Genomic DNA, 25,873 nt, shown 5'->3' on the forward strand with positions numbered 1-25,873 from the left:
AAGATAGCCGATGAAGCGCTCGCGGGCGATGTCTCTGGCACCCATGCTGGCCAGATGGGGGGTGTGCATCTGACAGTCGATCAAGGCGAAATCGTGATGCTGGAGTCGCCGCGCCAGCTGTACCAGGGCGACTTTCGAGGCGTCGGGGACGCGGCTGAACATCGACTCCCCAAAGAAGATGCGACCGATCGACAGGCCGTAAAGGCCGCCCACCAGTGTTTCCGCCTGCCAGACCTCGACGCTGTGCGCGTGCCCCATGCGGTGAAGGTCGAGATAGGCCTGTCGCATGGCGTCGTCGATCCAGGTTCCTTCCGCATCCGCGCGAGTCTCCGCGCAGGCGGCGATGACCCGTCCGAAGGCGTGGTCGAACGTTACCGTGAAGCCACCATTGCGAAGCCGCTTGGCCAGACTCCTGCGGACCCGTATCTCTTCGGGGAAGAGCACCATGCGTGGATCGGGAGACCACCACAGGATTGGCTGGCCCTCTGCATACCAGGGAAAGATGCCCTGGCGGTAGGCGCACAACAGCCAGTCCGGTGTCAGTCCGCCCCCCGCGGCCAGCAGGCCGTCCGGTTCATCAAGCGCTTGGGAAACCGGTGGAAAGGCGACGAGGTGAGGAGGTAGCCAGGGCAGCATGCAGGGACCTGATGGGAGAGCGGTCCACAGCATATCAAACACCGGAGCGATGGTTCTCGCCATCTCTTCGCTGAAAGTGGCATCAAGAATTTGCCGACCTGCGCCGATAGATTCACGACTCCTCAAATTGTGGAAAGAATCATGGCAGCACTCCGACAGCGTCTTCGCCATGCCAGTATCGGCACCAAACTGGCCATCATCGTCGCCTTATTGCAGGTCGTCGTACTCATGGGGCTGGCTTTCGCCATGGCCCAGGCAAGCACATCGCAACTGCGCGAGGCCACGACCCACGAGTTGAAGACCCAGCAGGAGTCGGTCTCCGCCATGCTGTCGCTGTTCGATTACAGCCTCCAGCAACAGGCGGACCGGTTCCTCAATATCTTCTCGGACCAGTATTCGGGGCGGTTCGCGCTGAGCCCGGATCAGCGCGTCGAGGTCTCCGGACGCCAGACCCCGACCCTCAGGGACGGGCTCGAGGTGCTCAACGACAACACCTGGAAGCTCGATCGTTTCAGCGCGCAGACCGGCACGCCAGCGACCATCTTCGCGCGTGACGGTGACGACTTCGTGCGCATCGCGACCTCTCTCAAGGACCAGAACGGCGAGAGGGCGATGGGGACACTGCTCAACCGGGAATCCAAGAGTTACGCCAAGCTGATGGCCAACCAACCCTATATCGGACTCGCCAAGCTCTTCGGCACCTCCTACATCACCAAATATCAGCCGATACAGGATGGCGACGGCAAGGTGGTCGGCGCGCTGTTCGTGGGTGTCGACATCAGCGCCGAGATGGGTCAGGTCCAGAACCGCATCCGTGCGATGGGGATCGGCAGCGCCGGCTACACCATGCTGATTTCGGCCGCCGGTGATCGCAAGGGCGAGGTCATCGCGGGAGGCCCCTTCGAAGGACAGAACCTGTTGAATTCCGCAGACGCCGATGCCTTCGCGCCACTGTTCGATCAGGCCTCCGGCGAAATCAGCTATGTCTCCGGCAGCGGCGACCAGCGCCTGGCGCTGTACTCCCGCTATCCCGAGTGGCAGTGGATCATCGTGGGCTCGGTGTCGGTCAACGAGATCGAAGCCGGTGTCATCGCCGCGCGCGATCGCTTCCTGCTGATCGCCCTGGTGCTGGCGGCGGCGTTGAGTCTGACGCTCTACTGGATCGCCAAGCGGCTGGTCACGAAACCGATGAATCGTGCCGTCGGCCTGGCCCAGGCGCTGGCGGAAGGGGATCTGTCCCAGCGAATCGAGACGCGTCGTCGCGACGAGATCGGCCAGTTGGTCGGGGCCATGAACGGTATCGGCGATGGCCTCGAGCGCATCGTGGGACAGGTGCGTCACGCGGTCGTGCAGACCGAGAGCCACACCCAGGAGCTGGCCTCGGGGAATGCCGAACTCTCCTCGCGTACCGAGTCCCAGGCGGCGAGCCTCGAACAGACCGCCGCCAGCACCGAAGAGATCAACGCGACCGTGCGCCAGAACACGCAGCGAGCGCAGGAGAGCGACGAGCAGACCCGACGCACCGTGCTGGCGGCGGGGGAGGCCCAGAGCACGGTCGAAGCCACGTCGGAAGCCATGCAGCGCATCGTCGGGATGGCGAAGCAGATATCCGAGGTGGTCGGTGTGATCGATGGCATCGCCTTCCAGACCAACCTGCTTGCGCTGAATGCGTCCGTCGAGGCCGCCAGGGCCGGCGAGCATGGCAGGGGCTTCGCCGTGGTCGCGCAGGAGGTGCGGGGCCTGGCGGAACGCTGCTCGACCTCGGCGCAGGAGATCAAGGCGCTGATCGGGCGCACCGTCGACGAGGTCGACAACGGCAACCTTCGGGCCGCGGAGGCGGGACAGCGGGTTTCGGAGATCGTGTCGCAGGTCGAGCGCATCAGTACGCTGATCTCCGAGATCCGGCTGGCGTCCGAAGAGCAGTCCCACGGTATCGAGCAGATCAACCTGGCCATTTCGCAGATCGACGAGACCACCCAGAGCAACGCGGCGCTGGTTCGTCAATCCAGCGCTTCGACTCAGCAGTTGAACGAGCAGAGCCGACGGCTGGCAGAGACCGTATCGGTGTTCCGGCTGCGTGACGGCCAGGCATTCGACCGGCATGAACCGGCTCTCTCTGGCCCTGCGACCGGTCTGACACGACACGCGACCTCCGAGGAGTCGCTGCCGGCTTGATCCGGCGCCGCCGAATCGGTCGACGCCCCATGCAACCCGCGCCCCCTGTGATGTCGGCGCGGGCCCCGGTATGATGGCGGGTTGAAAGCACCGGACCCGCCACGGGTTCGGTCATTGATCGCCAATGCCGCGAGCGGAATGGAATGCCGCCAGCGGCAAGGCAGTTGACTGCGCTACGCCACGCCAGACCGGGCGCGAGGGGGTTGATCATTTGAGTGCCAAGAGTTCGGCCAAGAAGAGCCGTCGTTCGTCAACGCAAGCGCAAGCCAGGGAGCAGGCGCGCCACGTGATCATGCGCCTGCAGGGCGTGACTCGCGAGGGCGCCGTGATTCTGCTGCTCGCCATCTGCGTATTTCTGCTGTTGGCGCTGTTCAGCTATACACCGACGGATCCGGGATGGTCGCACAGCGGGCCGGACCAGTCGGTTTCGAACTGGATGGGCAAGATCGGCGCCTGGCTGTCCGATGTGCTCTATTCGCTGTTCGGCGCCAGCGCGCTCTGGTGGCCGGGCATGTTCGGACTGGGCGCCTGGCGACTGATGCGTCAGACCCAGGTCCAGATAGCCTGGGATCCGATGGCGCTGGCCGTCCACACCGGCGGGCTGCTGCTGTTGCTGATGAGCACGACCACGCTGGGCGACCTCCACTTCTACAGTGCCGCCAGTGATCTCCCCAACCAGGCGGGGGGCATTCTCGGGCGTGGCATTGCCAATTCACTGACCGCCCTGGTGGGGGTGCGGGGGACCACCCTGATCGCCATCGCGGCATTCATGTCGGGCTTCACGTTGTTCACCGGCATGTCATGGTTGACGGTGATGGACGAACTCGGCAGTTCGTTGAATCGGCTGTTTCACTGGACGAAGTCGCGCGCGAGCGAGCGCCGTGAGGCGCGGGAGAGCCGGCGGCTCGACAAGGCTGCGGCCGAGCCGGCCAGCCACGCTCGCCCTGACGATCGACCCGATGCGGCCGTGGCGGAAGAGGAAGAAAAGCCTGCCAGGACCGCCTGGTGGGCCAAGTGGCTGCCATGGCACAAGGCGCCCGACCTGGAACGGTGGGATGACGACGAGCTGGAGCGTTCGTATCAGTCGCGCCAGGAGCCGGGCTGGGAAAATGTCGTCGGTGCGGCGGAGGGCTCGGAGCGTCAGGACACCTCGATGTGGCGCCACGATGGCCGGACCGATATTCCCTGGGACGTCCCGGCGCGAACCCCCTCCGCCAAGCGCCCGGAGGCATCCTACACCGCTCGTCAGCAGCGCGACGAATCCCGCGAGCCGACGTTGGGACGTCTGCCAGGCGCCGACGCCGATGCGCCATCCCGGGGGGCAGCGCGTGGCGAACCGAGCCGGCCGTCGTCTTCCGACCCGGCGATGCCGGGCCGGATATCGGCAACCGACGATTCGGCGGTCACGCCCGCGACCTCGTCGGCATTGACGGCCGCGGCGACGCCAGCCGATTCGGAGGCCGAATCGGAGGCCGAATCGGCTGCTCGATCGGAAAGGACGCCTTTCCGCGCCGACGTCACACGTCGGCGAATACCCGACGCCTTCCAGGCACCGGCCGGCGACATTCCGCCCTCGCCAACTGATGCTGCCGACACGGCAGCCCCGTCGAACGCGGCGACGCGCGGCGACATCGATGGCCGTCGCCCCGAACCGCCGGTCAACGGCGTCTCGGCGCATGATGACGATGCGCCGGTCCAGCAGTGGGGAATTCGCGCCGAGCGTAACGATCCGGTCCCGGATCGGGGCCCTACCACGCCCCGGCCTGACGACGAACCCGATGCGCCAACCCAGGGCCTGCCCGCGAGCGAACCGGAAGGGCTGGAGCGCCGGCGCGCCGGTGTCGACTGGAGCGATATCGAAGCGGAGAGTGGCGAGATTCCGGCGGACCCGGCGCTATCGTCACCGCCGAATCGCGAGGCGCGACCCCACGAGTGGGCTTCGCGGCAGCGTCAGGAGCCGAGCTTCGAAATCGCCGACGATGACCGCGAGGACGTGGCTGGCTCGGTTTCGCCGGAGCGTCAGCCGCCGGTCCCGCCATCGCCCGGCGTCGCTCGTCCCGATCCGGCGACACCGGCCGCTCCGATTGCGGCGCCCAGCGGCGAAGGCCCGCTGGCCACCGCGGATCAGGCCAGGGCGGCTGCCGAGGATCAACCGACGCTGTGGACCGTCGAGCATCTGCAGAGCCAGCGCCCGGTGATGGACGATCTGCCGGAGCCGAGCGGTAACCTGCCGTCGATTCGCCTGACCACGCCCGCCGATCCCGAGCAGCCGAACTACTCGCCGGAGCAGTTGGAGGACATGGCCGAACTGCTCGAGATGCGGCTTCGCGAATATGGCGTCAAGGCGGAGGTGGTGGAGACCTGGCCGGGGCCGGTCATCACCCGTTTCGAAATCCGTCCGGCGGCTGGGGTGAAGGTTTCCAAGATCAGCAACCTGGCCAAGGACCTGGCTCGCTCGCTGATGGTCAAGAGCGTGCGCGTGGTCGAGATCATTCCCGGCAAGCCGACCGTGGGGATCGAGATCCCCAACCCGCATCGGGCGATGATTCGCATTCGCCAGGTGCTGGACTCGGATGTCTATCAGCATGCCGAATCGCCGGTGACGCTGGCGCTCGGGCACGATATCGGCGGCAAGCCGGTGGTCGCCAACCTCAACAAGATGCCCCATCTGCTGGTTGCCGGCACCACCGGCTCCGGCAAGTCGGTGGGAATCAATACCATGCTGGTGTCGATGCTGCTCAAGGCGACCCCGGACGAGGTCCGGATGATCATGGTCGACCCCAAGATGCTGGAGCTTTCGGTCTACGACGGCATTCCGCATCTGTTGGCACCGGTCGTGACCGACATGAAGGAGGCGGCCAACGCATTGCGCTGGTGTGTCGCCGAGATGGAGCGACGCTACAAGCTCATGGCGGCGATGGGCGTGCGTAACATCGCCGGCTTCAATGCCAAGCTCGATGAAGCCGAGAGTCACGGCGCCCAGGTTCAGGACCCGTTATGGGAGCCGCAGCCGTGGGAGATGCACCAGCAGCCGCCGACGCTGGCGAAGCTGCCTTACATCGTCGTGGTGATCGACGAGTTTGCCGACATGTTCATGATCGTCGGCAAGAAGGTCGAGGAGCTGATCGCGCGCCTGGCCCAGAAGGCGCGTGCGGCGGGCATTCACCTGATCCTGGCCACCCAGCGGCCGTCGGTCGACGTGGTGACCGGGCTGATCAAGGCCAACATCCCGACGCGCATGGCGTTCCAGGTCTCGTCCAAGATCGACTCCCGCACCATTCTCGACCAGGGCGGCGCCGAGAACCTGCTGGGGCATGGCGACATGCTCTATCTGCCGGCGGGGGCAGGCATGCCGCAGCGCGTCCACGGCGCCTTCGTCGATGACGACGAGGTCCACCGCATCGTCGAGGACTGGAAGCGCCGTGGCGAGCCCGAGTACATCGAGGAGATTCTCTCCGGCGGCGTCTCCGCCGATGCGCTGGCCGGACTCGAGGCCGAGGGGGGGGGCGATGGCGACGATGCCGAGCAGGACGCGCTCTACGACGAGGCGGTCCAGTTCGTCACCGAGAGCCGCCGGGCGTCGATCTCCGCCGTGCAGCGCCGTTTCAAGATCGGCTACAACCGGGCGGCTCGACTGGTCGAGGCGATGGAGCAGGCGGGCGTCGTTTCGTCCATGGGCAACAACGGCTCCCGGGAAGTATTGGCGCCGCCGCCCGTCGGGCATTGATCGCGCCAGCGGCCGCGGGGAAGTAAACCCCGTGGCCGTTTCGTTGTCCTAGCATTCACCAGATTCATGATCGCCGACCTCGGGTCGACGATTCCCGATAAGGAATTTCCATGCGCAAGATGAAGACGTTGGCTCTGGCCGGATCGCTGTTGCTGGCGCCGGTATTGATGACGCAGTCGGCACTGGCGGATCAAGCGTCCGCCGATCGCCTGACCCACCTGCTCGAGCCGCTGAAGACCTATTCCGCGGATTTCGAGCAGCGGATTCTGGATGCCTCGGGCTCCAGCCTGCAGGACACCAGCGGCCACATGTGGCTGTCTCGTCCGGGGCATTTCCGCTGGGAAGTGAACGAACCCTACCGGCAACTGGTCGTTTCCGACGGCGACGAAGTGTCGCTCTACGATCCCGATCTCGAGCAGGTCACGATCCAGCCGCTGGACGACCGGGTCACCCATACGCCGGCGCTGCTGCTCTCCGGGAGTGCTTCGGAGCTGGCCGACAACTACGACGTCACGCGGCAGCAGCAGGGCGCCAGCGAGACCTTCACGCTGGTGCCGCAGGCCAACGATACGCTGTTCGAGCAGCTCAAGTTGACCTTCTACGGCGAGCAACTCGATGCGCTGCAGATGACCGACAGCACGGGCCAGCGCACCGCGATCGATTTCGACAACGCCCAGACCAATGTCGATATCGATCCGGCCCAGTTCCAGTTTCAGCCGCCCGAGGGCGCGGACGTGATTCGGGAGCAGTCGCCCGCGACGCCGTAACGCCGCGTTCGCCGCTGGACTCGCCCCGTCGTGGTCACCCGCGGCGGGGCGAATGTCTTTAGCGGCAGGCGATGTCTCTCAGGACCCGCCGTCCGCCTGGCGGTCCAGCTCCTCGCGCCATGCCTGCATCTGCTGGAACCGCTTCTCCTGGCCGTGGTCGCTGGGAGCGTAGAAGCGTGTCTTCGGCAGGTTCGACGGCCAGCAGTCATGGCTGTGGCCGGCCGGGTAGCCGTCGGGCTCGTTGTGGGCGTAGCGATAGCCCTCGCCGTAACCCAGCGAAGACATCAGCTCGGTAGGGGCATTGCGCAGATAGATGGGCACTTCCATGTCGGGGTGTTCGGCGACGAACGCCTTGGCCTGACTCCAGGCCTGATCGATGCGGTTGCTTTTCGGGGCGACCGCCAGGTGGATCACGGCATGGGCGATGGCGCGCTGCCCCTCGTAGTCGCCCAGCCGCAGATAGGCGTCCCACGCCGCTATCACCAGCGGCAGCGCGCGCGGATCGGCGTTGCCGACATCCTCCGAGGCGATCGCCGCGAGGCGCCTGACGACATCCAGCGGATCGCCACCGCCACTGATGAACTGGGCGACGTACAGTAGCGCGGCATCGGGACGCGACGAGCGAACCGACTTGTGAATGGCCGACAGCACGTCGTAATAGTGCTCTCCCTGCTTGTCGAATGCCGCCGCCTGGTGCCCGATCACCTCGATCACGGCGTCGCGGTCGAGGATCTCGCCGTGCTCGTCGCTCTTGACGAAGTCGCAGGCGGTCTCGAGCAGGCCGAGGGCACGACGCGCATCGCCGGAGGCCGCCCTCGCCAGAATCGATAGCGTTTCGTCGCTGGCGCGGATATTGCGCTGCCCCAGCCCGAGTGTCTCGTTGCCGAGCGCGCGCTTGAGCACCGTGATCAGCTCGCTCTCGTCGAGGGCTTTCAGTACATAGACCCGCGCCCGCGAGAGCAGCGCCGAGTTGACCTCAAAGGAGGGATTTTCGGTCGTGGCGCCGATCAGCGTCAGCAGCCCGGATTCGACGTGGGGTAGCAGGGCATCCTGTTGGCTCTTGTTGAGCCTATGGATTTCGTCCAGAAACAGCAGGGTCCGGCGATCGCGCATCTGGCCCTCCCGGGCTCGCTCGACCGCCGCCCGGATCTCCTTCACGCCCGCCATCACCGCCGACAGTTGCTCCAGCCGGGCGCCGGAGGCTTCGGCGAGAATCTCCGCCAGCGTGGTCTTGCCGACCCCGGGAGGACCCCACAGGATCATCGAGCGCACGCTGGCGGTCTCGGCCATGCGTCGCAGCGGTTTGCCGGGGCCGACCAGCGCCTGCTGGCCGATGTAGTCATCGAGCGTGCGCGGACGCAGGCGGTAGGCGAGGGGTGCACTGTCCGGCTGGGGGGCGCCTCGGGAGGCGTCGTCGGCAAATAGGTCCATGGGGCTTCCAGGCTGGCTGACGGCAACGAAACGGTACATTTCGCTACAGCGATTCAGACGTTAGGCGTAGAGCGTTTATCGAAAAAACCGCTAGGGTAGGAAATTCTAGCCTGTCGCTGAAGGCAGACCCAATCGATCATCGATAGAGATGTCGTTCGAGGCTCGTTTGTCGGTATCTGGCAGAGGTAATCCACGGCGCACATCGTCGACTCGGACGGTGGGGTGGAGACGCCTTCGTCCACCCTGGCAACAGCGGTGACGAACCGTCGAGACGGGTATCGGCGCCAAGGTCGTCGACAGACGCTACACTAGGCTGACAAGGCGACGGGCGTCACTCGACTCCGCGCTTCACGGACAGGAGACTCACCATGCCCATGCTGACCCAACTGCGTCAGGACCATGCCAACATGGCGCGCCTGCTGCATGTGTTGCAACTCAAGCACAAGACACTGGCGGACGGCGAGCGTCCTGACTTCCGCCTGATTCGAGAAGTCGTGGATTATATTCTCGACTACATGAACGGATTCACGATCCCCCTCGAACGTATCTGCAGCGATCAGCTGGTGGCGAAGGCGTCCGGCATCCACGAACTGAGTACGCGTCTGGCCGATGACTATCAGCATCTGCATGAGCAGCTGATGCGTCTTTCCCAGGATATCGACATGATCCTGATGGACGGCGTGATGCCAATGGATAAGTTCGCCGACGACCTCAAGTCCTACCTGGAAGCGCATCGGGCCTATCTGCGTGCCGAGCGGGAAGAGCTGTTCCCGCTGATCCGCGAGCACTTCGACGAGGACGATCTCGCGCGCCTCGCCGACGAACTGCCCGCCCAGGCGGGCGCCGAGCTGGCGCGGCTGCAGGAGGCGTATCCGGAGCTGTATACCGAGTTTCGCGAGGCCCCGTCACCGCTGTAGGGCTGGCACTTCCCCCCATCGTTGCCTGACACGGCGGCGATCACCGCTGCGCGATCGCCGCCGCTTGCGTAGAATGGCCGCCTGGCACCACAGGACGGGGGCAGGATGGATCGACTGCAAGCGATGCAGGTCTTCCGCGCGGTCATCGACGCCGGGAGTTTCGCCGGCGGTGCCCGGCGGCTGGGCGTCTCCAACGCCATGGTCAGCAAGCAGGTTTCCCGGCTCGAGGAGATGCTGGGCGTGCGGCTGCTGGTGCGAACCACTCGGCGCCTGCAGCTGACCGCCGAGGGAGAGCGCTACCTGGCGACCGTGGTCCGTCTGCTCGACGAACTGCAGGAACTGGAGGCGGGCATCGGCGAGCAGCGCGGCGAGATCCGCGGTCGTCTGCGCCTGTCCGCGCCGGTGGATTTCGGCGCGCGTTCCTTGATGCCGGCGCTGCAGGCCTTCGAGGCGGCCCATCCGGCCGTATCGCTCGACCTGGTACTGGAGGATCGCCGCGTCGATCCGCTGGCCGAGGATTTCGATCTGGTCGTGCGAATCGGCGAACTGGAGGACTCCAGCCTGATCGCGCGACCGTTGATGCAGATGCCGATGCATCTCTACGCGTCGCCCGCCTATCTCGAGCGCCACGGCACGCCACGGCATCCCCACGAACTCAGGGAACATCGCTGTCTGCACTACACCCTGTCGAGGCACGGGCTCTACTGGCCGTTCCGGGTCGATGGCGAGATCTATCGCTTCCGGCTGCAACCGGCACTCTCCTGCAACAACGGCAGGGCGCTGGTCGAGGCCGCGGTACTGGGCATGGGGTTGACGTTGAAACCGGCCTCCCTGGCCGCACCGGAAGAGCGAGCCGGCCAGCTGGTTCGCGTGCTCGAGTCGTTCGAGATGCCGCCGCTCGACATTCACCTGCTGTACGCCGAACGCGACTACATGCCGGCGCGCCTGCGAGCCCTGATCGAGGCGCTGCTCGGCTATTTCGGTGACGGCCGGGATTATGATTGACGCCCTCATCTTCGATTCCGGCGTCGGCGGACTCTCCGTCAGCGAGGAGATCCGACGGCGGGTATCGGGCTGTTCGCTGGGCTACCTTTGCGACAACGCGGCGCTGCCCTACGGCACCAAGCGTGACGACTGGCTTATCGCGAGAATCGTCGCCGTCTGCGTCAACGCATGCCAGCTGGCGCGGCCCCGCGTGCTGGTGGTGGCCTGTAACACCGCCAGCACACTGGCACTGGAGGCGCTGAGGGCACGGCTACCGATACCGGTCATCGGCACCGTTCCGGCGATCAAGCCGGCGGCCGAGGCATCCCGAAGCCGCACGATCGGCCTGCTCGCCACCGGAGCGACGGTCAACCGGCCTTACCTGGATCGGCTGATCGCCGAGCATGCGCCGGATTGTCGGGTGGTGCGCGTGGCGGCGGACGCGCTGGTCACCCAGGCCGAGTCCCATCTCGCGGGCAGGGCGGTCGATGCCCGTGCGCTTCAGCTGGCCGTTGCGCCGCTGAAGGCGACGACGGATCTCGATGTCGTGGTGCTGGGGTGCACCCACTTCCCGCTGCTGCGTGGGTTGCTCGAGCCGTTGATGCCCGACAGGCTCTGGATCGACTCCGGGGCGGCGATAGCCCGCCGACTGAGTCAGGTGCTGAGCGACATCCGGTCGATCCCCGCGCCGCCGGGCGAGGTGGGCGGGGCGCCCAGTTGGGCGACGGCGCCCCGGGTCGAGAGTCTGGCACCGATCCTGACGCGTTTCGGCTACTCGTCGCCGCGCGCCCTCGAGGTCGCTCCGCCGAGCGTGGGCCCCCATGTCTGATGAACCATTGCGCTAATTTTGTCCGAGGATTTCTGGTTTGGTGATTTTCGATATCGATCCCTCGCGTTACGACGCCCAGCTCGAAGCCAAGCGTCAACGCATCGAGCGGCAGTTCGCCCGCTTTTCACCGCCACCGTTGGAGGTATTCGCATCGCCGCCCTCCCACTACCGGATGCGCGCCGAGTTCCGTGTCTGGCACGAGGGAGACGATCTTTTCTATGCGATGTTCGAGGCCGACCCGGAGGCACCGCTTCAGCGAGGCCGCGTCGCCCAGCGCGTCGTCCGCGTCGACCGCTTTCCGGTCGCCAGCGAGCGTATCAACGAACTGATGCCACGGCTGCTGGACGCGATCCGGGACGAGCCGCTGATGCGACGCAAGCTGTTCCAGGTCGAGTTCCTCACCACGTTGAGCGGTGAGTCGCTGGTCACGATGATCTATCACAAGCCGCTCGATGACGCGTGGGAGACCCGGGCTCGCGAGCTGCAGGCCGAACTTGGCGTATCGCTGATCGGGCGTTCCCGCAAGCAGCGGCTGGTGCTGGATCGCGACCACGTCTGGGAGCGACTCGAGGTGGATGGGCGGGAACTCCGTTACCAGCAGGTCGAGAACAGCTTCACCCAGCCCAACGCCGAGATCTGTCGTTCGATGCTGAGCTGGGCCCGGGATGTGACCCGCGAAAGCGAGGGCGATCTTGTCGAGCTCTACTGCGGCAACGGCAACTTCACGGTGGCGCTTGCAGAGAATTTCCTGCGCGTGGTCGCCACCGAGATCTCGCGAACGTCGGTGGCGTCGGCGCAGGCCAACCTCGATGCCAATGGCATCGACAACGTGCATGTGGCGCGGATGTCGGCCGAGGAGTTCGCCCAGGCGTTGAGCGGGGAGAAGCAGGGGCGACGTGTCGCCGCCATGGGGCTCGCCGATTGCGACTTCTCCACCGTGCTGGTGGACCCGCCGAGGGCAGGACTGGACGCCGACAGCTGTGCGCCGCTGATGCGCTACTCCCGCATCGTCTATATTTCATGCAACCCCGATACACTGGCCGTCAATCTCGAGCAGTTGAGCCGTACGCATCGCGTGGCTCGGATGGCGCTGTTTGACCAATTCCCATGGACGGACCACTGTGAGTGCGGGGTGCTGCTCGAACGCCGACCGTCGGCGTGATCCGAGGTGCCGTGCCGGCCCGCCACCAGGCCGGCATCGCATCTTGTCAACCGTCGATGCGATCAGGCAGTCCCGTCGTTGATGCATAACCGACATGCGTCATGACGAAGCTTCAATTGAGTAGGGCGCCATGCGGCGCTGACGTAAGCTCCCAGCCTATTGAATGCGGCCGCCATGTTGACGGTCGATGCCAGCCGAGGTGATAGATGCAACACGTCGCGATCGAGGGAAAAACGGAATTTCTGGAGCAGTTGCAGGAAAAACTGTCCAAGCGGCTCCCCGAGGACAAGGTCAAGCGGATCACGGCGTTCGCCGAGGATCTCTACGCCACCGCGCCTTTCGAAGAGGCGGCGGACCGGCAGCTCGATGATATCTACGGCGCGACGCTGGCGGCCTGGCATTTCATGCGCACCTTCGATCCCGATGAAGCCAAGGTGCGCGTCTTCAATCCCAACTTCGAATCGCATGGCTGGCAATCGCCGCACACCGTGGTCGCCGTCCTTCACCGCGACATGCCGTTTCTGGTCGATTCGGTGCGCATGGAGCTCAACCGCCGCGGCCTGACCCTGCACGCGATCCACAACGCGGTGCTGGCGGTCGAGCGTGACTCGCGCCATCACGCGACACGGATTACCGGAACCCGGGCCAAGCAGGCGCCGGAGGCACGCGAGTCGATCATCCTGATCGAGGTGGACCGCCATACCGACAGCGAGACGCTGTCCGATCTCGAACAAGGGCTGCGCGACGTGCTGCTCGACGTACGCACCGCCGTCGCCGATTTCGATCCGATGTGCGACAAGGTGCGTGAAGTCATCGACGCGCTGGATGCCCACAAGCCGAGCGGCATCACCGCGGCGGATCAGAAGGAGACGGTGGCCTTCCTCAAGTGGCTGCTCGACGAGCATTTCACGTTCCTCGGCTACGCCGAGAGCCGTTTCGTCGGCAGTGGCAAGAAAGCGCGCAGCGAGCGGGTCGAGGGCAGCGAGCTGGGCGTGCTCAAGCTGGACCAGCCGCGCTACCGGGAGCCCGTGCGATTCGAGCAGGACGACGGGGCGGCGCTGCTGCACTTCGCCAAGAGCGCCTACCACGCGCGCGTGCACCGTCCGACCTACCCCGATTACATCGCCGTCACGCGCCACGACGCCAAGGGCAAGGCAATTGGCGAGTGGCGCTTCTTCGGCCTGTTCACCTCGCTGGTCTACAACGAATCGCCGCGCACCGTGCCGATTCTTCGCCGCAAGGTCCAGGCGGTCATCGACGCGGCCGGCGTCAATCCGAAAGGGCACAACGGCAAGCTGCTGTTGCAGGTGCTGGAAGTGCATCCCCGCGACGACCTGTTCCAGAGTTCCACCGAGGAGCTGAGCCGAACCGCATTCGGCATTCTCAACATCCGCGAGCGCCGCCGGGTACGCCTGTTCATTCGCGAGGACCGCGCCGGGCAGTTCTACTCCTGCCTGGTATTCGTGCCGCGGGATATCTTCTCGACGGACCTGCGGCTGCGCATCCAGAACCTGCTGTGCGAGGAGCTCGACGCCACCTTCGCCGATTTCAATCCCTACCTCTCCGAGTCGATCCTGGCGCGCATCCAGTTCACGCTGCGTTTCAACGGCGACGAGCCCGTCGATTTCGATAGTCGCGCGCTGGAGAAGAAGGTCATCAACCTGGCGCGCAACTGGCGCGAGGAGCTGCACGGCGCCTTGATCGAGACGCTGGGCGAGGAGGCGGGCAACCGCCGGGCCCAGGCCTTCCGCGATGCCTTCCCCAGCAGCTACCGCGACGACTTCTCCGCGCGGACCGCCGCCAACGACATCCGCCATCTCGAGGCGCTCGACGAGGGCGCCCCGATCGGGGTCAGTCTCTATCACCTGGCGGAGAGCGCCGCCGGTAGCGTCAACCTCAAGCTCTACCATCAGGATACGCCGATCCCGCTCTCCGACATGCTGCCGGTGCTCGAGAACCTGGGGCTACGGGTCATCAGCGAACGGCCCTACCGCATCGCCAGCGGCCAGCAGACCTACTGGATTCATGATTTCACCTTCGAGTATCGCGGTGCGGGCGATGTCGATCTGGGCGACATGCGCGACAACTTCATCGACGCCTTCACCAGGATCTGGGTCGGTGATGCGGAGAACGATACCTACAACCGGCTGATCATCGGTGCCGACCTGGACTGGCGCCAGGTCGCCGTGCTGCGAGCCTATGCGCGCTACATGAAGCAGCTGCGCATCGGGCTTTCCCAGGCCTACATCGCCAATACCCTGGCAGCCCATGCCGATATCACCCGAGGGCTTTCGCGGCTGTTCACGCTGCGCTTCTCCCCCGAGCTCGAGTCCCGTGAAGCGCAGTGCCAGAGCTGCATCGACGAGCTCAACGCCATGCTCGATCAGGTCGCCAGCCTCAACGACGATCTGTTGCTGCGCCGCTACGTCGACCTGATCCTGGCGACCGTCCGTACCAATTTCTTCCAGCCACGCGAGGATGGCAGCGCCAAGGAGTACATCTCGTTCAAGCTGGAGCCGAGCAAGGTGCCCGGCATGCCCAAGCCGCGGCCGATGTTCGAGGTCTTCGTCTATTCGCCGAGGATGGAGGGCGTCCATCTGCGCGGTGGCAAGGTGGCCCGCGGTGGCCTGCGCTGGTCGGACCGCAATGAGGATTTCCGCACCGAGATCCTGGGGCTGATGAAGGCGCAGCAGGTCAAGAATTCGGTCATCGTCCCGGTCGGCGCCAAGGGTGGCTTCATCTGCAAGCGCATGCCGGAAAACGCCGATCGCGACGCGATCCAGGCCGAGGGGGTCGAGTGTTACCGGATCCTGATTCGTGGCCTGCTGGACATCACCGACAATCTCGACGGCACCACGGTGGTGCCGCCGCGCACGGTGGTACGCCACGATCCGGACGATCCCTACCTGGTGGTGGCGGCGGACAAGGGCACGGCGACCTTCTCCGACTACGCCAACGCGATCTCGATCGAGTACGACTTCTGGCTGCGGGACGCCTTCGCCTCCGGTGGCGCCCAGGGCTATGACCACAAGGGGATGGCGATCACCGCCCGCGGCGCCTGGGAGTCGGTCAAGCGTCACTTCCGGGAAATGGGCCTGAACACCCAGAAAGAGACCTTCAGCGTGCTCGGCATCGGCGACATGGCCGGCGATGTCTTCGGCAACGGCATGTTGCTGTCCGACAAGATCCTGCTGGTGGGCGCTTTCAATCACCGGCACATCTTCGTCGATCCGAATCCCGACGCCGCCAAGTCCTTTGCCGAGCGCAAGCGCCTGTTCGCGCAGCCGCGCTCGAGCTGGACGGACTACGACGAGAAGCTGATCTCCGAAGGCGGCGGCATCTTCTCCCGCGATGCCAAGTCGGTCCCCATCTCCGCGGCGATGAAGAAGGTCTTCGGTATCAAGGCGGACAAGCTCTCGCCCAACGACCTGATCAACGCGATGCTCAAGTCCAAGATCGATCTGATCTGGAACGGCGGTATCGGCACCTACGTCAAGGCCTCCAGCGAGAGTCACGCCGACGTCGGCGACAAGGCCAACGACGGCCTGCGCATCGACGGCCGTGAGCTCAACTGCCGTGTGGTCGGCGAGGGCGGCAACCTGGGGCTGACCCAGCGTGGCCGGATGGAGGCTGCGGAGAAGGGCATTCGCGTCAATACCGACTTCATCGACAACGCCGGTGGCGTCAACTGCTCGGATCACGAGGTCAATATCAAGATCCTGCTGGACGGCATCGTCCTGCGCGGCGACATGACCGAGAAGCAGCGCAACCAGTTGCTGGTCGAGATGACGCAAGAGGTGGGTGAACTGGTCGTGCGCGACAACTATCGCCAGACCCAGGCGCTGTCAATCGCCGAACTGCAATCGAAGGAGGGGCTGGGGCCGTATCGCCGGTTCATCAACGAGCTGGAAGCGGCCGGCAGCCTCGATCGGGAACTCGAGTTCCTGCCCAACGACGAACAGCTGATCGAGCGCAGCAACAACGACGGCGGGCTGACGCTGCCGGAGTTGAGCGTGCTGATCTCCTACGCCAAGAGCACGCTCAAGAGCGATCTGATCGCTCTTGAGCTGCCCTCCGATCCGCAGTTGCAGCAGCACGTGACGAGAGCGTTCCCCGAGACGCTGGCCGAGCGCTACCCGGACGATCTCTACCAGCACCGCCTCAAGCGCGAGATCGTGGCGACCCAGATCGCCAACGATCTGGTCGATCACATGGGGATCACCTTCGTGCGGCAGTTGCGCGACTCCACCGGCGCATCGCGGGTCGAGATCGCCCAGGCCTATGTCATCGCCCGCGACAGTTTCGGATTCAATCAGCTGTGGGAGCAGATCGAGGCGCTGGATTACCGTGTCGACAGCCAGACCCAGTACGCCATGATGCTAGACCTGATGCGGTTGTTGCGTCGGGCGACACGCTGGTTCCTGCGTCATCGGGGCTCGCTCGGCGTCAAGGAGTGCGTCGAGCAGTATGCTCCCCAGTTGGCACAGTTGCAGGAGGATATCGGCAACCGTCTCAGTGGTGACGAGCGTGAAGCCTGGAGCAAGCGGCGTGACGCGCTGGTCAAGGCCAGGGTGCCGGAAGCGCTGGCATCGGTCGTCGCTGCCGCCTCCAGCCTCTATGCCGGACTGGGCATCATCCAGGCGGCGCGGACCAGCGGCGAGAAGATCCAGCGGGTCGCGGAGACCTACTACACCATCGGCCAGCGGCTGGAGCTGCCGCGGATGATGCAGCAGATCAACAGCCTGGAAGTGCGGGACAGCTGGCAGGCGCAGGCGCGGGAGACGTTCCGCGACGACCTCGATCGCCAGCAGCTGGCCTTGACGGTCAAGGTGCTGGGCATGTCGGACGCCCCGCGCGAGATCGAACCCCGGGTCGAGCACTGGCAGGAGTTGCACGCGCCGCTGTTCGAGCGCTGGAACGCCCTGCTGGCGGAGATCGACTCCGGCTCGCAGATCAGCTTTCCGCTGGTCGCCGTGGCCATCCGGGAACTGGTCGACCTTGCCGAGAGCGAAAGCGAGGGCTAAGGTGGCCTGCAGGTCGGGCGGCAGCGATGTCGCCCGCCATTGATGGGTGACTCCCGCCGATCGGGCGACCGGCGAGGCAGTGACCGTCAGTGCATAGGTTATTCCGCACGGAGGCGCTCTCCGCAGGCCCTTTAAGGTGCCTCGGGGAGCGTCTCTGTTATGCTTCGGCTCCGATTCGGTCGCAGAGTGCAGAGAGAGGCCCCATGAAGTATCGCGTATTTTCCACCTTATTCGTGGCATTGAGCCTGGCGGGCGCCAGCGGTCAGGTTCTCGCTCAGAGCGAGGCTTTGAAGGACGCTCAGGAAGCGGCCAGCAAGGTCGATCTGACCAAGTTCTTCAAATCCAGCTCGGATGCGCGCAGCCGCAGCTTCTTTTTCGGCGGGCTCCATCAGCACCCGTTCACCGTCGACCAGGCGGGCCGTTATCGGTTCTCGAGTTCGACGCTGCCCGGCGAGTCCGACGACTACAAGATCTCCGCCAAGCTGATCGACAGCAATGGCAACGTGCTGGCCAGCGGCACCGGTCTGGGTAACACCGGGGGACTCGAGATGACCGAGTCGCTCGAGCCCGGTGATTACTCGCTGCAGGTCTCGGGGCAGAAGTTCGGCTCCACCAAGACCGGTGGCAATAGCTACAACATCGACGTCGCGCGACTGGATGCCAGCGGCAACGTGGTGACCAGTGAGCAGGGCGGCGTGGACAATGGTGGCGGCATCATGTTCGGCGGTGCCGGGCCGAGCGGCAGAACGACGGCCTTCGTCGACGAAGGCGACCAGGTCGCGACGCTGAGCGCACCGGGCCGGCAATCGGCGAGCGATGTCGCCGGTTCGGCGAGTGGCGGCGAGCCGCGCGCCACCGCCGGTGCCACCAACACCGGGTCGGCCGCGACGCCGGGTTCGGCGTCCGAGGGAGCCGCCGCCGGCGCGACGGCAGGCGCCGCGTCTCGGGACGCCAGTCCCGCCCGCAACGACCAGCCGGCAATGCCGGATGCGTTCGACGAGATCGTCGCCGACATCCTGATTCGTCAGGAGGGCGAGGTGATGAGCTTCGACGTGGCGCAGGCGGGGACGGTGTCGATCGAGAGCTCCACGTTCCCGGGTAACGAAGGAAGCTACCGTCTGCAGGCCAAGGTGCTCGACGAGAGCGGCCGCACGGTCGCCAGCGACGAGGGTTCTTTGGCCGATGGCGATTTCGATATCGAGACTGTGCTGCAGCCGGGTCGCTATCGGGTCTGGGTCAAGGGGCAGCGGTTCGGCTCGGCGATGAACGGTGCCAACAACTATACCCTGCGGGTCCAGCAGCTCGACTCACAGTAACCGGCGTGCATTCGCGGTACCAAACCCGGCGCCCCGGCGCCGGGTTTGTCGTTCCCTCTCAGGGGCTCGCTCCCGGGCGGAGAGTTTCTCCCCAAGGAGTTCGTCCCGAGGCGCCAAGGTGGGATATACTCGCCCGCCGCTAGAAGACTCCCTTCGTTACCGACGAGACTTTCCATGTACGCCCTCGTTCGCTCGCTGTTGTTTCGGCTGGAGCCGGAAACCGCACACCGCCTGACGCTGACCGCATTGGACACCGCCCATCGTGCCCGTCTGTCCGGCCTGCTGGGCGATACCTACGTCGCCTCCAGCGCCGTCGACCTGATGGGGCTGACGTTTCCCAATCGGGTGGGGTTGGCTGCCGGTCTGGACAAGAACGCCGATCATCTGGATGCCCTCGGCGCGCTGGGTTTCGGTTTCGTCGAAGTCGGCACCGTCACACCCAAGCCACAGCAGGGTAATCCCAGGCCGCGCCTGTTCCGGCTGACCGGGCCGCAGGCGATCATCAATCGAATGGGGTTCAACAATGCCGGGGTCGATCACCTGGTCGCGAATGTCCGCCGGAGTCGCTACAACGGCGTCATCGGCGTCAACATCGGCAAGAACCTGACGACGCCGGTCGAGCGGGCGGTGGACGATTACGTGACGTGCCTGCGCAAGGCGCATGGGGCGGCGCATTACATCACGGTGAACATCTCTTCGCCCAACACGCCGGGGCTGCGCAACCTGCAGTTCGGCGATCATCTCGATACGCTGCTGAGCGCGCTGAAGGCCGAGGTGACCAGGCTCGACGCCGAGCACGGACGCCACGTACCGCTGGCGGTCAAGATCGCGCCGGACATGACCCTGGACGAGATGGCGCTGGTGGCCAATACGCTACAGGCGAACGATATCGATGGCGTCATCGCCACCAATACCACGGTATCTCGCGAGCACGTGACAGGCATGCCCCATGCGCACGAAGCCGGCGGTCTGTCGGGAGCGCCGCTGTTCGCCAGTTCGACCGCGGTGGTCCGGGAGTTGAGACGGCTGTTGCCGACGATGCCGATCATTGGCGCGGGAGGAATCGACAGCGGTGTACGCGCCAGCGAGAAGTGCCAGGCGGGTGCCGATCTGGTGCAGATCTACACGGGGTTCATCTATCGTGGCCCCGAGCTGATCGGTGAGTGTGTGCGAGCCACCCAGGCCGATGGCTCGACTCATCGATGATGCCATGGCGGATAGCGACCGGCTGCCGGGCCGCGGCCGATGGCTCAATAAAAAGGCCCGCCAGCGGCGAGCCTTGTGAGTACCGACATGGCACTGTCGTCCATAACGACTATGTCATGACCGTAGGGTTCTTGTGGATACCCGAAACGCCCGTCATACCGGCCCATTGGTCTCCGCGACCCTCACGCCAACCGCTCATCCAGTTTTCGCGCAGATTCACATCCTGGCTCGGACACTCGTCGCGTGAGCGACCGACCACCCCCGCCTTGTAGCCGTGGAGAAATGCCCGCTGGTTGCGATCACGTTTCTGTCGTTTCATCGTAGTAGTAGCCTCTTGTCAGAACAAGTGCATCTCCTGAGGAAAACGACAGTCAGCCGGGCGGCATCGAGCCAAATCCGACGGACTGCCCGCGAAAACGTCCGGACAGGCAAACCGCATGCGTTGTTTCGTAGCTACGACTGTTAGCTTTAGCCGAAATGAGAAACGATGTCGATAGGCGTTTTGTCATAAAGCCTTCCCTTCACCGAATTCACAGGAATATGACCGCTCCATAACGGTCGGATGACGCCGCCATGAAAGACGATAACTCGCTGTTAAGCCTCCACATCACCTGCCCGTGGGGAATCGAATCCCTGCTGGCCGAAGAGATCGTCGAACTGGGCGGCGAGATACAAAAAACTACCGTCGCCGGCCTTCATGCGCTGGCCGGTCGCTCGACGGCGTATCGCATCTGCCTGTGGTCGCGATTGGCGAACCGGGTGATCCTGACGCTGGGACGCGAAGCCAACTGCGAAGCGCCGGCGTCGATCGTCGAGGCGGTCAAGAACATGCGCTGGGCGGAGCTGCTCAAACCCGGCCAGACGCTGGCAGTGGACTTTCATGGTCACTCTCCAGCCATCCGGCATACGCGCTTCGGCGCCCAGGTGGTCAAGGATGGCGTGGTCGACGCGCTGCGCGCGGCAGGTCGGGAACGACCGGAAATCGCGCCCCGCGATGCGGACGTCAGGCTGTTCGCTCACCTGCACAAGGGTCAGTTGCTGGCCGGTATCGACCTGGTGGGGGCGAGCCTGCACCAGCGCGGCTATCGTCGTGATTCGGGGCATGCACCGCTCAAGGAAAATCTCGCCGCGGCGCTGCTGACGCGTGCCGACTGGCCGGCGCGGGCCAGGCGTGGCGAGCCGCTCGTCGACCCGATGTGCGGCGCCGGCACGCTGCTGATCGAAGCAGCGATGATGGCGGCCGACATGGCGCCACAACTGAATCGGGAACGCTTCGCCTTCGAGACGCTGGCCGACTTCGATGCCGAGGCCTGGCATCTCCTGCGGCGCGAGGCGCAGGCGCGTGCCAACGTCGGCCGGCGCCGCACCAGATCGCGCCTGTTCGGCCTGGACCAGAGCCCGCAAGCCATTGGTGCGGCGAGGAGCAATGCCATGCGTGCCGGCATCCCCGCCCTGATCACGCTGGCCGGCGGCTCGGTGAAGGCGCTCGAATGCCCGGCCGAGCTCCAGGAGAGGGAGAGCGGCAGGACCGGGCTGGTGGTGACCAACCCGCCCTATGGCGAGCGGCTGGGCGAGTTGCCCGAGCTGGTCGCGCTCTACAGCGATCTTGGCGAACGGATGCGCCGGCATTTCCCGGGATGGCAGCTGGCCCTGTTCACCGGCAATCCGGACCTGGGTCACCGACTCGGGCTGCGGGCTCACAAGCAGTATGCGTTCAAGAACGGTCCGCTCGACTGCAAGCTGCTGCTGATCGATATCGCCGGTCGCGAGGCGGCGGGCGAGGAGAGTGAAACGTCGGATCCGGCACCGCGGGAGAGCGTGCTGAGCGAGGGCGCCCAGATGTTCGCCAATCGCCTGCAGAAGAATCGCAAGCGGCTGAGCAAGTGGCTCAAGAAGTCCGGGGAGGCTTGCTATCGACTCTACGATGCCGACATGCCGGAGTACGCCCTGGCCATCGATGTCTACGGGCATCAGGTCCATGTCCAGGAGTACGCGGCGCCGAAATCGGTCGATCCGGGCAGGGCGCAGCGCCGCCTGATGGACGCGTTGAGCGCGATTCCGGTCGCCCTGGACGTGCGGCCCGAGCAGATCCACTACAAGCAGCGCGAGCGCCAGAGCGGCAAGGCGCAGTATCGCAAGCAGGGCGACAGCGGCGACCGTTTCGTGGTCACGGAAGGGGGCGCCAGGCTATGGGTGAACCTCAAGGACTATCTCGATACCGGCCTCTTCCTGGATCATCGGCCGGTGCGGCGTCTACTGGCCGAGAAAGCCGGCGGCAAGCGCTTCCTGAACCTGTTCTGCTATACCGGCACGGCGACGGTGCAGGCCGCGTTGGGCGGTGCGGAGGAGAGCGTCAGCGTGGATCTTTCGAACACCTATCTGGAGTGGGCGAAGGACAACTTCAGCTTGAACAAGCTCGATCCCGGCCGGCACCGGGTCGTGCGCGACGATTGCCTGCGCTGGCTGGAGACGGCGGGAGGGGAGTTCGATCTGATCTTCATGGATCCGCCGACCTTCTCGAACTCCAAGCGCATGGAGGGCACGCTGGACATCCAGCGCGACCACGTCCGCCTGATCGAGCTGGCCATGGCGCGCCTGGCACCGACGGGAGAGCTGATCTTCTCCAACAATCAGCAGCGGTTCAGCCTGGATGCGTCACTGGCGTCGCGCTATCGGGTCGAGGAGATTACCGCTCGGACCTATGACCCGGACTTCACGCGGCGGGCCAACCTGCACCACTGTTTCCTTATCCGCCACGCTGGCTGACACTTCGGGCTCGCGCTCAGTCAAGCAGCGACAGCTGGGCTACGGCCTGCCGCCCTTCGGGGGTATCGTCCTCGGCTTCCAGCACCTTGCGGTAGCCGCGCGCCGTCTGTATGTGCGACAGGTCGTCGACCCACATCATGGCCTGATCGTAGCTGTCGGCGACGGCGTGCTTGAGGCCGCCGTACTGAGTGCCGATCTGGCCCCAGGCGCGACTGTAGATCCAGTCGCCAAACATGTCCTGATGCAGATGGACCAGGACGTAGTCATGTTCACTTTCCCAACGGACGATCACGCGGACTCCTGCTGCTTGGTGCTCATCGCTTGTTCATCGCGAATGGCCGGCCTAATATGGCTGCGCCGAGCGTCGCGGCTCTTCAGCCCCGCGATGCACCCGACGTCAGGTGCCATTGTAAAGCAAGCCCCGTAGAAATCGACGCCGGTTTCGAGGCGCTGCCTGCGACCGCTATCCGACACTGCTCTGACGCCGGGTTCGAACGAAACAAGAGGGTAGTCATGCGTATCCTGGTGGACGAGAACATTCCGCTGGCGGAAGAATTCTTCGGCGAATTGGGAGAGATCACGCGCCAGCCCGGCCGCGAGATGACCGCGGCCAGTCTCCGCGGACACGACATTCTGGTGGTCCGGTCGATCACCCAGGTTGACGAAGCCCTGCTGGAAGGGGCCGACAAGCTGAAATTCGTCGGCACCTGCACCATCGGTACCGATCATATCGACACGGCGCTGTTGGCCGAACGGGGTATCGGCTTTGCCAGCGCTCCTGGCAGCAACGCCGATTCGGTGGTCGATTACGTACTTTCCAGTCTGCTGCTGCTCTCCGAGGAGGATGGCTTTTCGCTCTCGGGCAAGACCGTCGGCATCGTCGGTGCCGGCAATGTCGGCGGTCGTCTGGCGGCGCGCCTGGACAATCTGGACGTCGACTGCCTGATCTGCGATCCGCCGCGAGCCGAGGCCGAGGGCCGCGAGGATTTTCTCGACCTGGACGCGTTGATCGAGCGAGCCGATATCGTCTGCCTGCACACCCCCTTGGTGGCCGCTGGCGAACACGCCACTCATCACCTCATGGATCGTCGCCGCATCGACGCCCTCGAGCCGGGCACGGTGCTGATCAACGCCGGGCGAGGTGACTGTCTCGACGGTGACGCCCTGCGCGAGCGTCTCGAGCGTCAAGGCGATCTGCGCACGGTCCTGGACGTCTGGGAGCACGAGCCGGGCATCGACGAGGCGCTGTTCGAGCTGGTCGACATCGGAACGCCCCATATCGCCGGCTACAGCGTCGACGGCAAGATGCTGGGGACGGAGATGATCTACCAGGCCGCCATGCGCCACTTTGGCCTGCCGGCGCGCAAGAAGCTCGGCCAGCTCAAGCCCGACCCATGGTTGCGCAAGATCGTCCTGCACAGCTGGACGCCGCCGCTGGAGGCGCTGTCGCTCTGCGCCCGGGCCTGCTACGACGTGCGCCGGGACATGCTGGCGTTCGATCGTTACCGGCGTCGACTTGGCATGGCGGCGGGGTTCGATGCCTATCGCCGCGAGTATCCTTCACGCCGCGAATTCCAGACGCTGCGGGTCGAACTGAAGAAGAACAAGGGCGGTCTTCGCGACGCCATGGAAGGCTTCGGTTTCAGCGTCAAGCTCGGCAAGTAGCCGTGGCCGGCAGGGGAGCCTGGCGGGATGCCGTCAGGCGCTTCCGGCCTCTTCGCTGTCGGCATCCTCGCGCTTGACGATCCGGTGGCCATCCTCGCTGGTGCCCAGCTTCCAGTAGCTCGAAATGTACATCGCCCGCTTGTCCACGCCGCGCTCGTCGATCAGATGACGGCGTAGCTTGCGCATGGCGGCAAACTCGCAGGCGACCCAGATCCCCGGGACGCCCGGAAGCCAGTCGAACTCGCGCAGGGCGTCGACGAGACGATCGCTGTCGCTGCCCGGGTGCGGGTTGATCAGCCAGTTGATCCGCATGCCGTCGGGCAGGTCGAACCATTGGATATCCGCTTCGCTGGTCACCTCGATGATGGCGTATCCGCTGGCGTCCGGAGGCAGGCGTTCCAGATTGGCGCCGATCGCCGGCAGCGAGGTCATGTCACCGACCAGCAGATACCAGTCGGCTGCCGTCGGCAGGCGCTTGACCGGTCCCGGGCCACCGATCAGGATCGTGTCCCCCGGTTGCGCTGCTGCCGCCCATGTCGCGGCGGGGCCGCCATCCTCGTGCAGCACGACGTCCACGTCGATCTGGCCGGGGCGCTGATGGCGGACGGTATAGGTGCGCATCGTCCCCGGCGCGCCTTTCGAGGTCGCCGTCTCGTCCTGGGCGGGGACGATCAGTTTGATATAGGCGCTCTCCTGATCGTCGGGAAATTCGGCCATGCCTTCTCCACCGAACGTCAAGCGCAGCATGTGGGGCGTGACGAGTTGGCGGTTCAAGACGGTGTAAGGTCTGGGGGCGGGTTTGGGCATCGGGACTCCCGTGACTTCAGGTTGGAGATCATCAACCGCGACAGGCGCAGGAAGGCGTCGAGATCCGCCTGCGTCATCCCGTTCGATAGCCGCTCGTGGGCTTCGCGCTCGCACGCATCGACGCTCTCAAGCAGGCTTCGGCCATGACCGGTCAACGACAGCATCTGGCTGCGCCCGTCCTCTGGATGTGGCGCTTTGACGATGATGTTCGCATCGAGCAGGTCGCGAAGCAGTCGGGTGATCTGGGCCTTGTCGCGCTGGGTGCGCTGCGCGATGGCCTGGGCGGTGCAGGGCATCTGGCCGCGGATCGCCTTGAGCGTGCGAATGTGCGAGACGGTGAGGTCCAGCTCGGCGTCGGCATAGGCCTGGCGCAGCGCCCGTTTGTAGGCATGCATGAGCTGATGCAGGGATTCACCGAACGTCGTCTCGGACATGTCGCGCCTAATCGGTTGATAGTGTCA

Annotated in this window: 18 protein-coding genes; 12 read left to right on the forward strand and 6 right to left on the reverse strand. The window is 65.1% G+C overall.

Annotation, left to right across the window (positions count from 1 at the left end):
- Positions 1 to 636 (reverse strand): leucyl/phenylalanyl-tRNA--protein transferase (aat, locus tag Q0602_RS01420; RefSeq protein ID WP_298837862.1); only part of this gene is annotated, 636 nt, incomplete at its 3' end.
- Positions 637 to 777: 141 nt separating this feature from the next.
- Here aat and Q0602_RS01425 point away from each other — a divergent pair.
- The 3 genes from Q0602_RS01425 (at position 778) to lolA (ending at position 7,305) form a co-directional block, all read left to right on the forward strand.
- Positions 778 to 2,811 (forward strand): methyl-accepting chemotaxis protein, encoded by a 2,034-nt coding sequence (locus tag Q0602_RS01425; protein ID WP_298837803.1) that lies wholly within the window; start codon positions 778 to 780, stop codon positions 2,809 to 2,811.
- A gap of 292 nt (positions 2,812 to 3,103) precedes the next feature.
- The gene (locus tag Q0602_RS01430; RefSeq protein WP_298837865.1) at positions 3,104 to 6,538 is read left to right on the forward strand and encodes a DNA translocase FtsK; all 3,435 of its coding nucleotides are present in this window, start codon (positions 3,104 to 3,106) and stop codon (positions 6,536 to 6,538) included.
- A gap of 110 nt (positions 6,539 to 6,648) precedes the next feature.
- On the forward strand, positions 6,649 to 7,305 hold the full coding sequence (gene lolA / locus Q0602_RS01435) for an outer membrane lipoprotein chaperone LolA (RefSeq protein ID WP_295035133.1): 657 nt from the start codon (positions 6,649 to 6,651) through the stop codon (positions 7,303 to 7,305).
- Between the two features lie 78 nt (positions 7,306 to 7,383).
- Here lolA and Q0602_RS01440 read toward each other — a convergent pair whose 3' ends face one another.
- Positions 7,384 to 8,736, reverse strand: a complete 1,353-nt coding sequence (locus Q0602_RS01440) for a replication-associated recombination protein A (protein ID WP_295035134.1) — start codon at positions 8,734 to 8,736, stop codon at positions 7,384 to 7,386.
- 374 nt (positions 8,737 to 9,110) lie between these two features.
- Here Q0602_RS01440 and Q0602_RS01445 point away from each other — a divergent pair, with 374 nt between their 5' ends.
- From Q0602_RS01445 to Q0602_RS01475, 7 genes are all read left to right on the forward strand, one after another.
- A complete protein-coding gene (locus tag Q0602_RS01445) occupies positions 9,111 to 9,653 on the forward strand; it encodes a hemerythrin domain-containing protein (RefSeq protein WP_295035151.1) in 543 nt (180 codons plus the stop codon).
- A gap of 105 nt (positions 9,654 to 9,758) precedes the next feature.
- On the forward strand, positions 9,759 to 10,658 hold the full coding sequence (locus Q0602_RS01450; RefSeq protein WP_295035136.1) for a LysR family transcriptional regulator: 900 nt from the start codon (positions 9,759 to 9,761) through the stop codon (positions 10,656 to 10,658).
- Positions 10,651 to 11,466, forward strand: coding sequence for a glutamate racemase (murI, locus tag Q0602_RS01455; RefSeq protein WP_298837808.1), 816 nt, complete (start codon positions 10,651 to 10,653; stop codon positions 11,464 to 11,466). Before Q0602_RS01450 ends, murI begins: the two co-directional genes overlap by 8 nt.
- A gap of 37 nt (positions 11,467 to 11,503) precedes the next feature.
- Positions 11,504 to 12,628 (forward strand): tRNA (uridine(54)-C5)-methyltransferase TrmA, encoded by a 1,125-nt coding sequence (trmA, locus tag Q0602_RS01460; RefSeq protein WP_298837811.1) that lies wholly within the window; start codon positions 11,504 to 11,506, stop codon positions 12,626 to 12,628.
- 206 nt (positions 12,629 to 12,834) lie between these two features.
- On the forward strand, positions 12,835 to 17,652 hold the full coding sequence (locus Q0602_RS01465) for an NAD-glutamate dehydrogenase (RefSeq protein WP_298837814.1): 4,818 nt from the start codon (positions 12,835 to 12,837) through the stop codon (positions 17,650 to 17,652).
- 203 nt (positions 17,653 to 17,855) lie between these two features.
- Positions 17,856 to 18,968: a hypothetical protein gene (locus Q0602_RS01470; RefSeq protein ID WP_298837817.1), complete on the forward strand. Its 1,113-nt coding sequence runs from the start codon at positions 17,856 to 17,858 to the stop codon at positions 18,966 to 18,968.
- Positions 18,969 to 19,142: 174 nt separating this feature from the next.
- On the forward strand, positions 19,143 to 20,174 hold the full coding sequence (locus Q0602_RS01475) for a quinone-dependent dihydroorotate dehydrogenase (RefSeq protein WP_298837820.1): 1,032 nt from the start codon (positions 19,143 to 19,145) through the stop codon (positions 20,172 to 20,174).
- A gap of 109 nt (positions 20,175 to 20,283) precedes the next feature.
- Here Q0602_RS01475 and rmf read toward each other — a convergent pair whose 3' ends face one another.
- Positions 20,284 to 20,493 carry a ribosome modulation factor gene (gene rmf / locus Q0602_RS01480; RefSeq protein ID WP_110600781.1) on the reverse strand — a complete coding sequence of 70 codons (210 nt, stop codon included), beginning with the start codon at positions 20,491 to 20,493 and terminating at the stop codon, positions 20,284 to 20,286.
- A gap of 254 nt (positions 20,494 to 20,747) precedes the next feature.
- Here rmf and rlmKL point away from each other — a divergent pair, with 254 nt between their 5' ends.
- Complete coding sequence (gene rlmKL / locus Q0602_RS01485) at positions 20,748 to 22,940, forward strand: bifunctional 23S rRNA (guanine(2069)-N(7))-methyltransferase RlmK/23S rRNA (guanine(2445)-N(2))-methyltransferase RlmL (RefSeq protein WP_298837824.1); 2,193 nt, start codon at positions 20,748 to 20,750, stop codon at positions 22,938 to 22,940.
- A gap of 16 nt (positions 22,941 to 22,956) precedes the next feature.
- Here rlmKL and Q0602_RS01490 read toward each other — a convergent pair whose 3' ends face one another.
- The gene (locus Q0602_RS01490) at positions 22,957 to 23,232 is read right to left on the reverse strand and encodes a WGR domain-containing protein (protein WP_149436712.1); all 276 of its coding nucleotides are present in this window, start codon (positions 23,230 to 23,232) and stop codon (positions 22,957 to 22,959) included.
- A 221-nt stretch (positions 23,233 to 23,453) separates the two neighbouring features.
- On the opposite strand from Q0602_RS01490, the gene pdxB reads away from it, so the two are divergent.
- Entirely contained in the window at positions 23,454 to 24,605 is a 1,152-nt protein-coding gene (gene pdxB, locus Q0602_RS01495) for a 4-phosphoerythronate dehydrogenase PdxB (RefSeq protein WP_298837828.1), read from the forward strand.
- Between the two features lie 33 nt (positions 24,606 to 24,638).
- On the opposite strand, the gene Q0602_RS01500 is transcribed toward pdxB, so the two are convergent.
- Together Q0602_RS01500 and Q0602_RS01505 are read right to left on the reverse strand one after the other, a co-directional pair.
- Positions 24,639 to 25,412, reverse strand: a complete 774-nt coding sequence (locus Q0602_RS01500) for a siderophore-interacting protein (RefSeq protein WP_298837831.1) — start codon at positions 25,410 to 25,412, stop codon at positions 24,639 to 24,641.
- Positions 25,376 to 25,846, reverse strand: a complete 471-nt coding sequence (locus Q0602_RS01505) for a MarR family transcriptional regulator (protein WP_295037632.1) — start codon at positions 25,844 to 25,846, stop codon at positions 25,376 to 25,378. The genes Q0602_RS01500 and Q0602_RS01505 overlap by 37 nt, the downstream gene beginning before the upstream one ends.
- Between the last annotated feature and the right edge of the window lie 27 nt (positions 25,847 to 25,873).

Source organism: uncultured Salinicola sp., from assembly GCF_937921195.1.
Taxonomy (GTDB): domain Bacteria; phylum Pseudomonadota; class Gammaproteobacteria; order Pseudomonadales; family Halomonadaceae; genus Salinicola.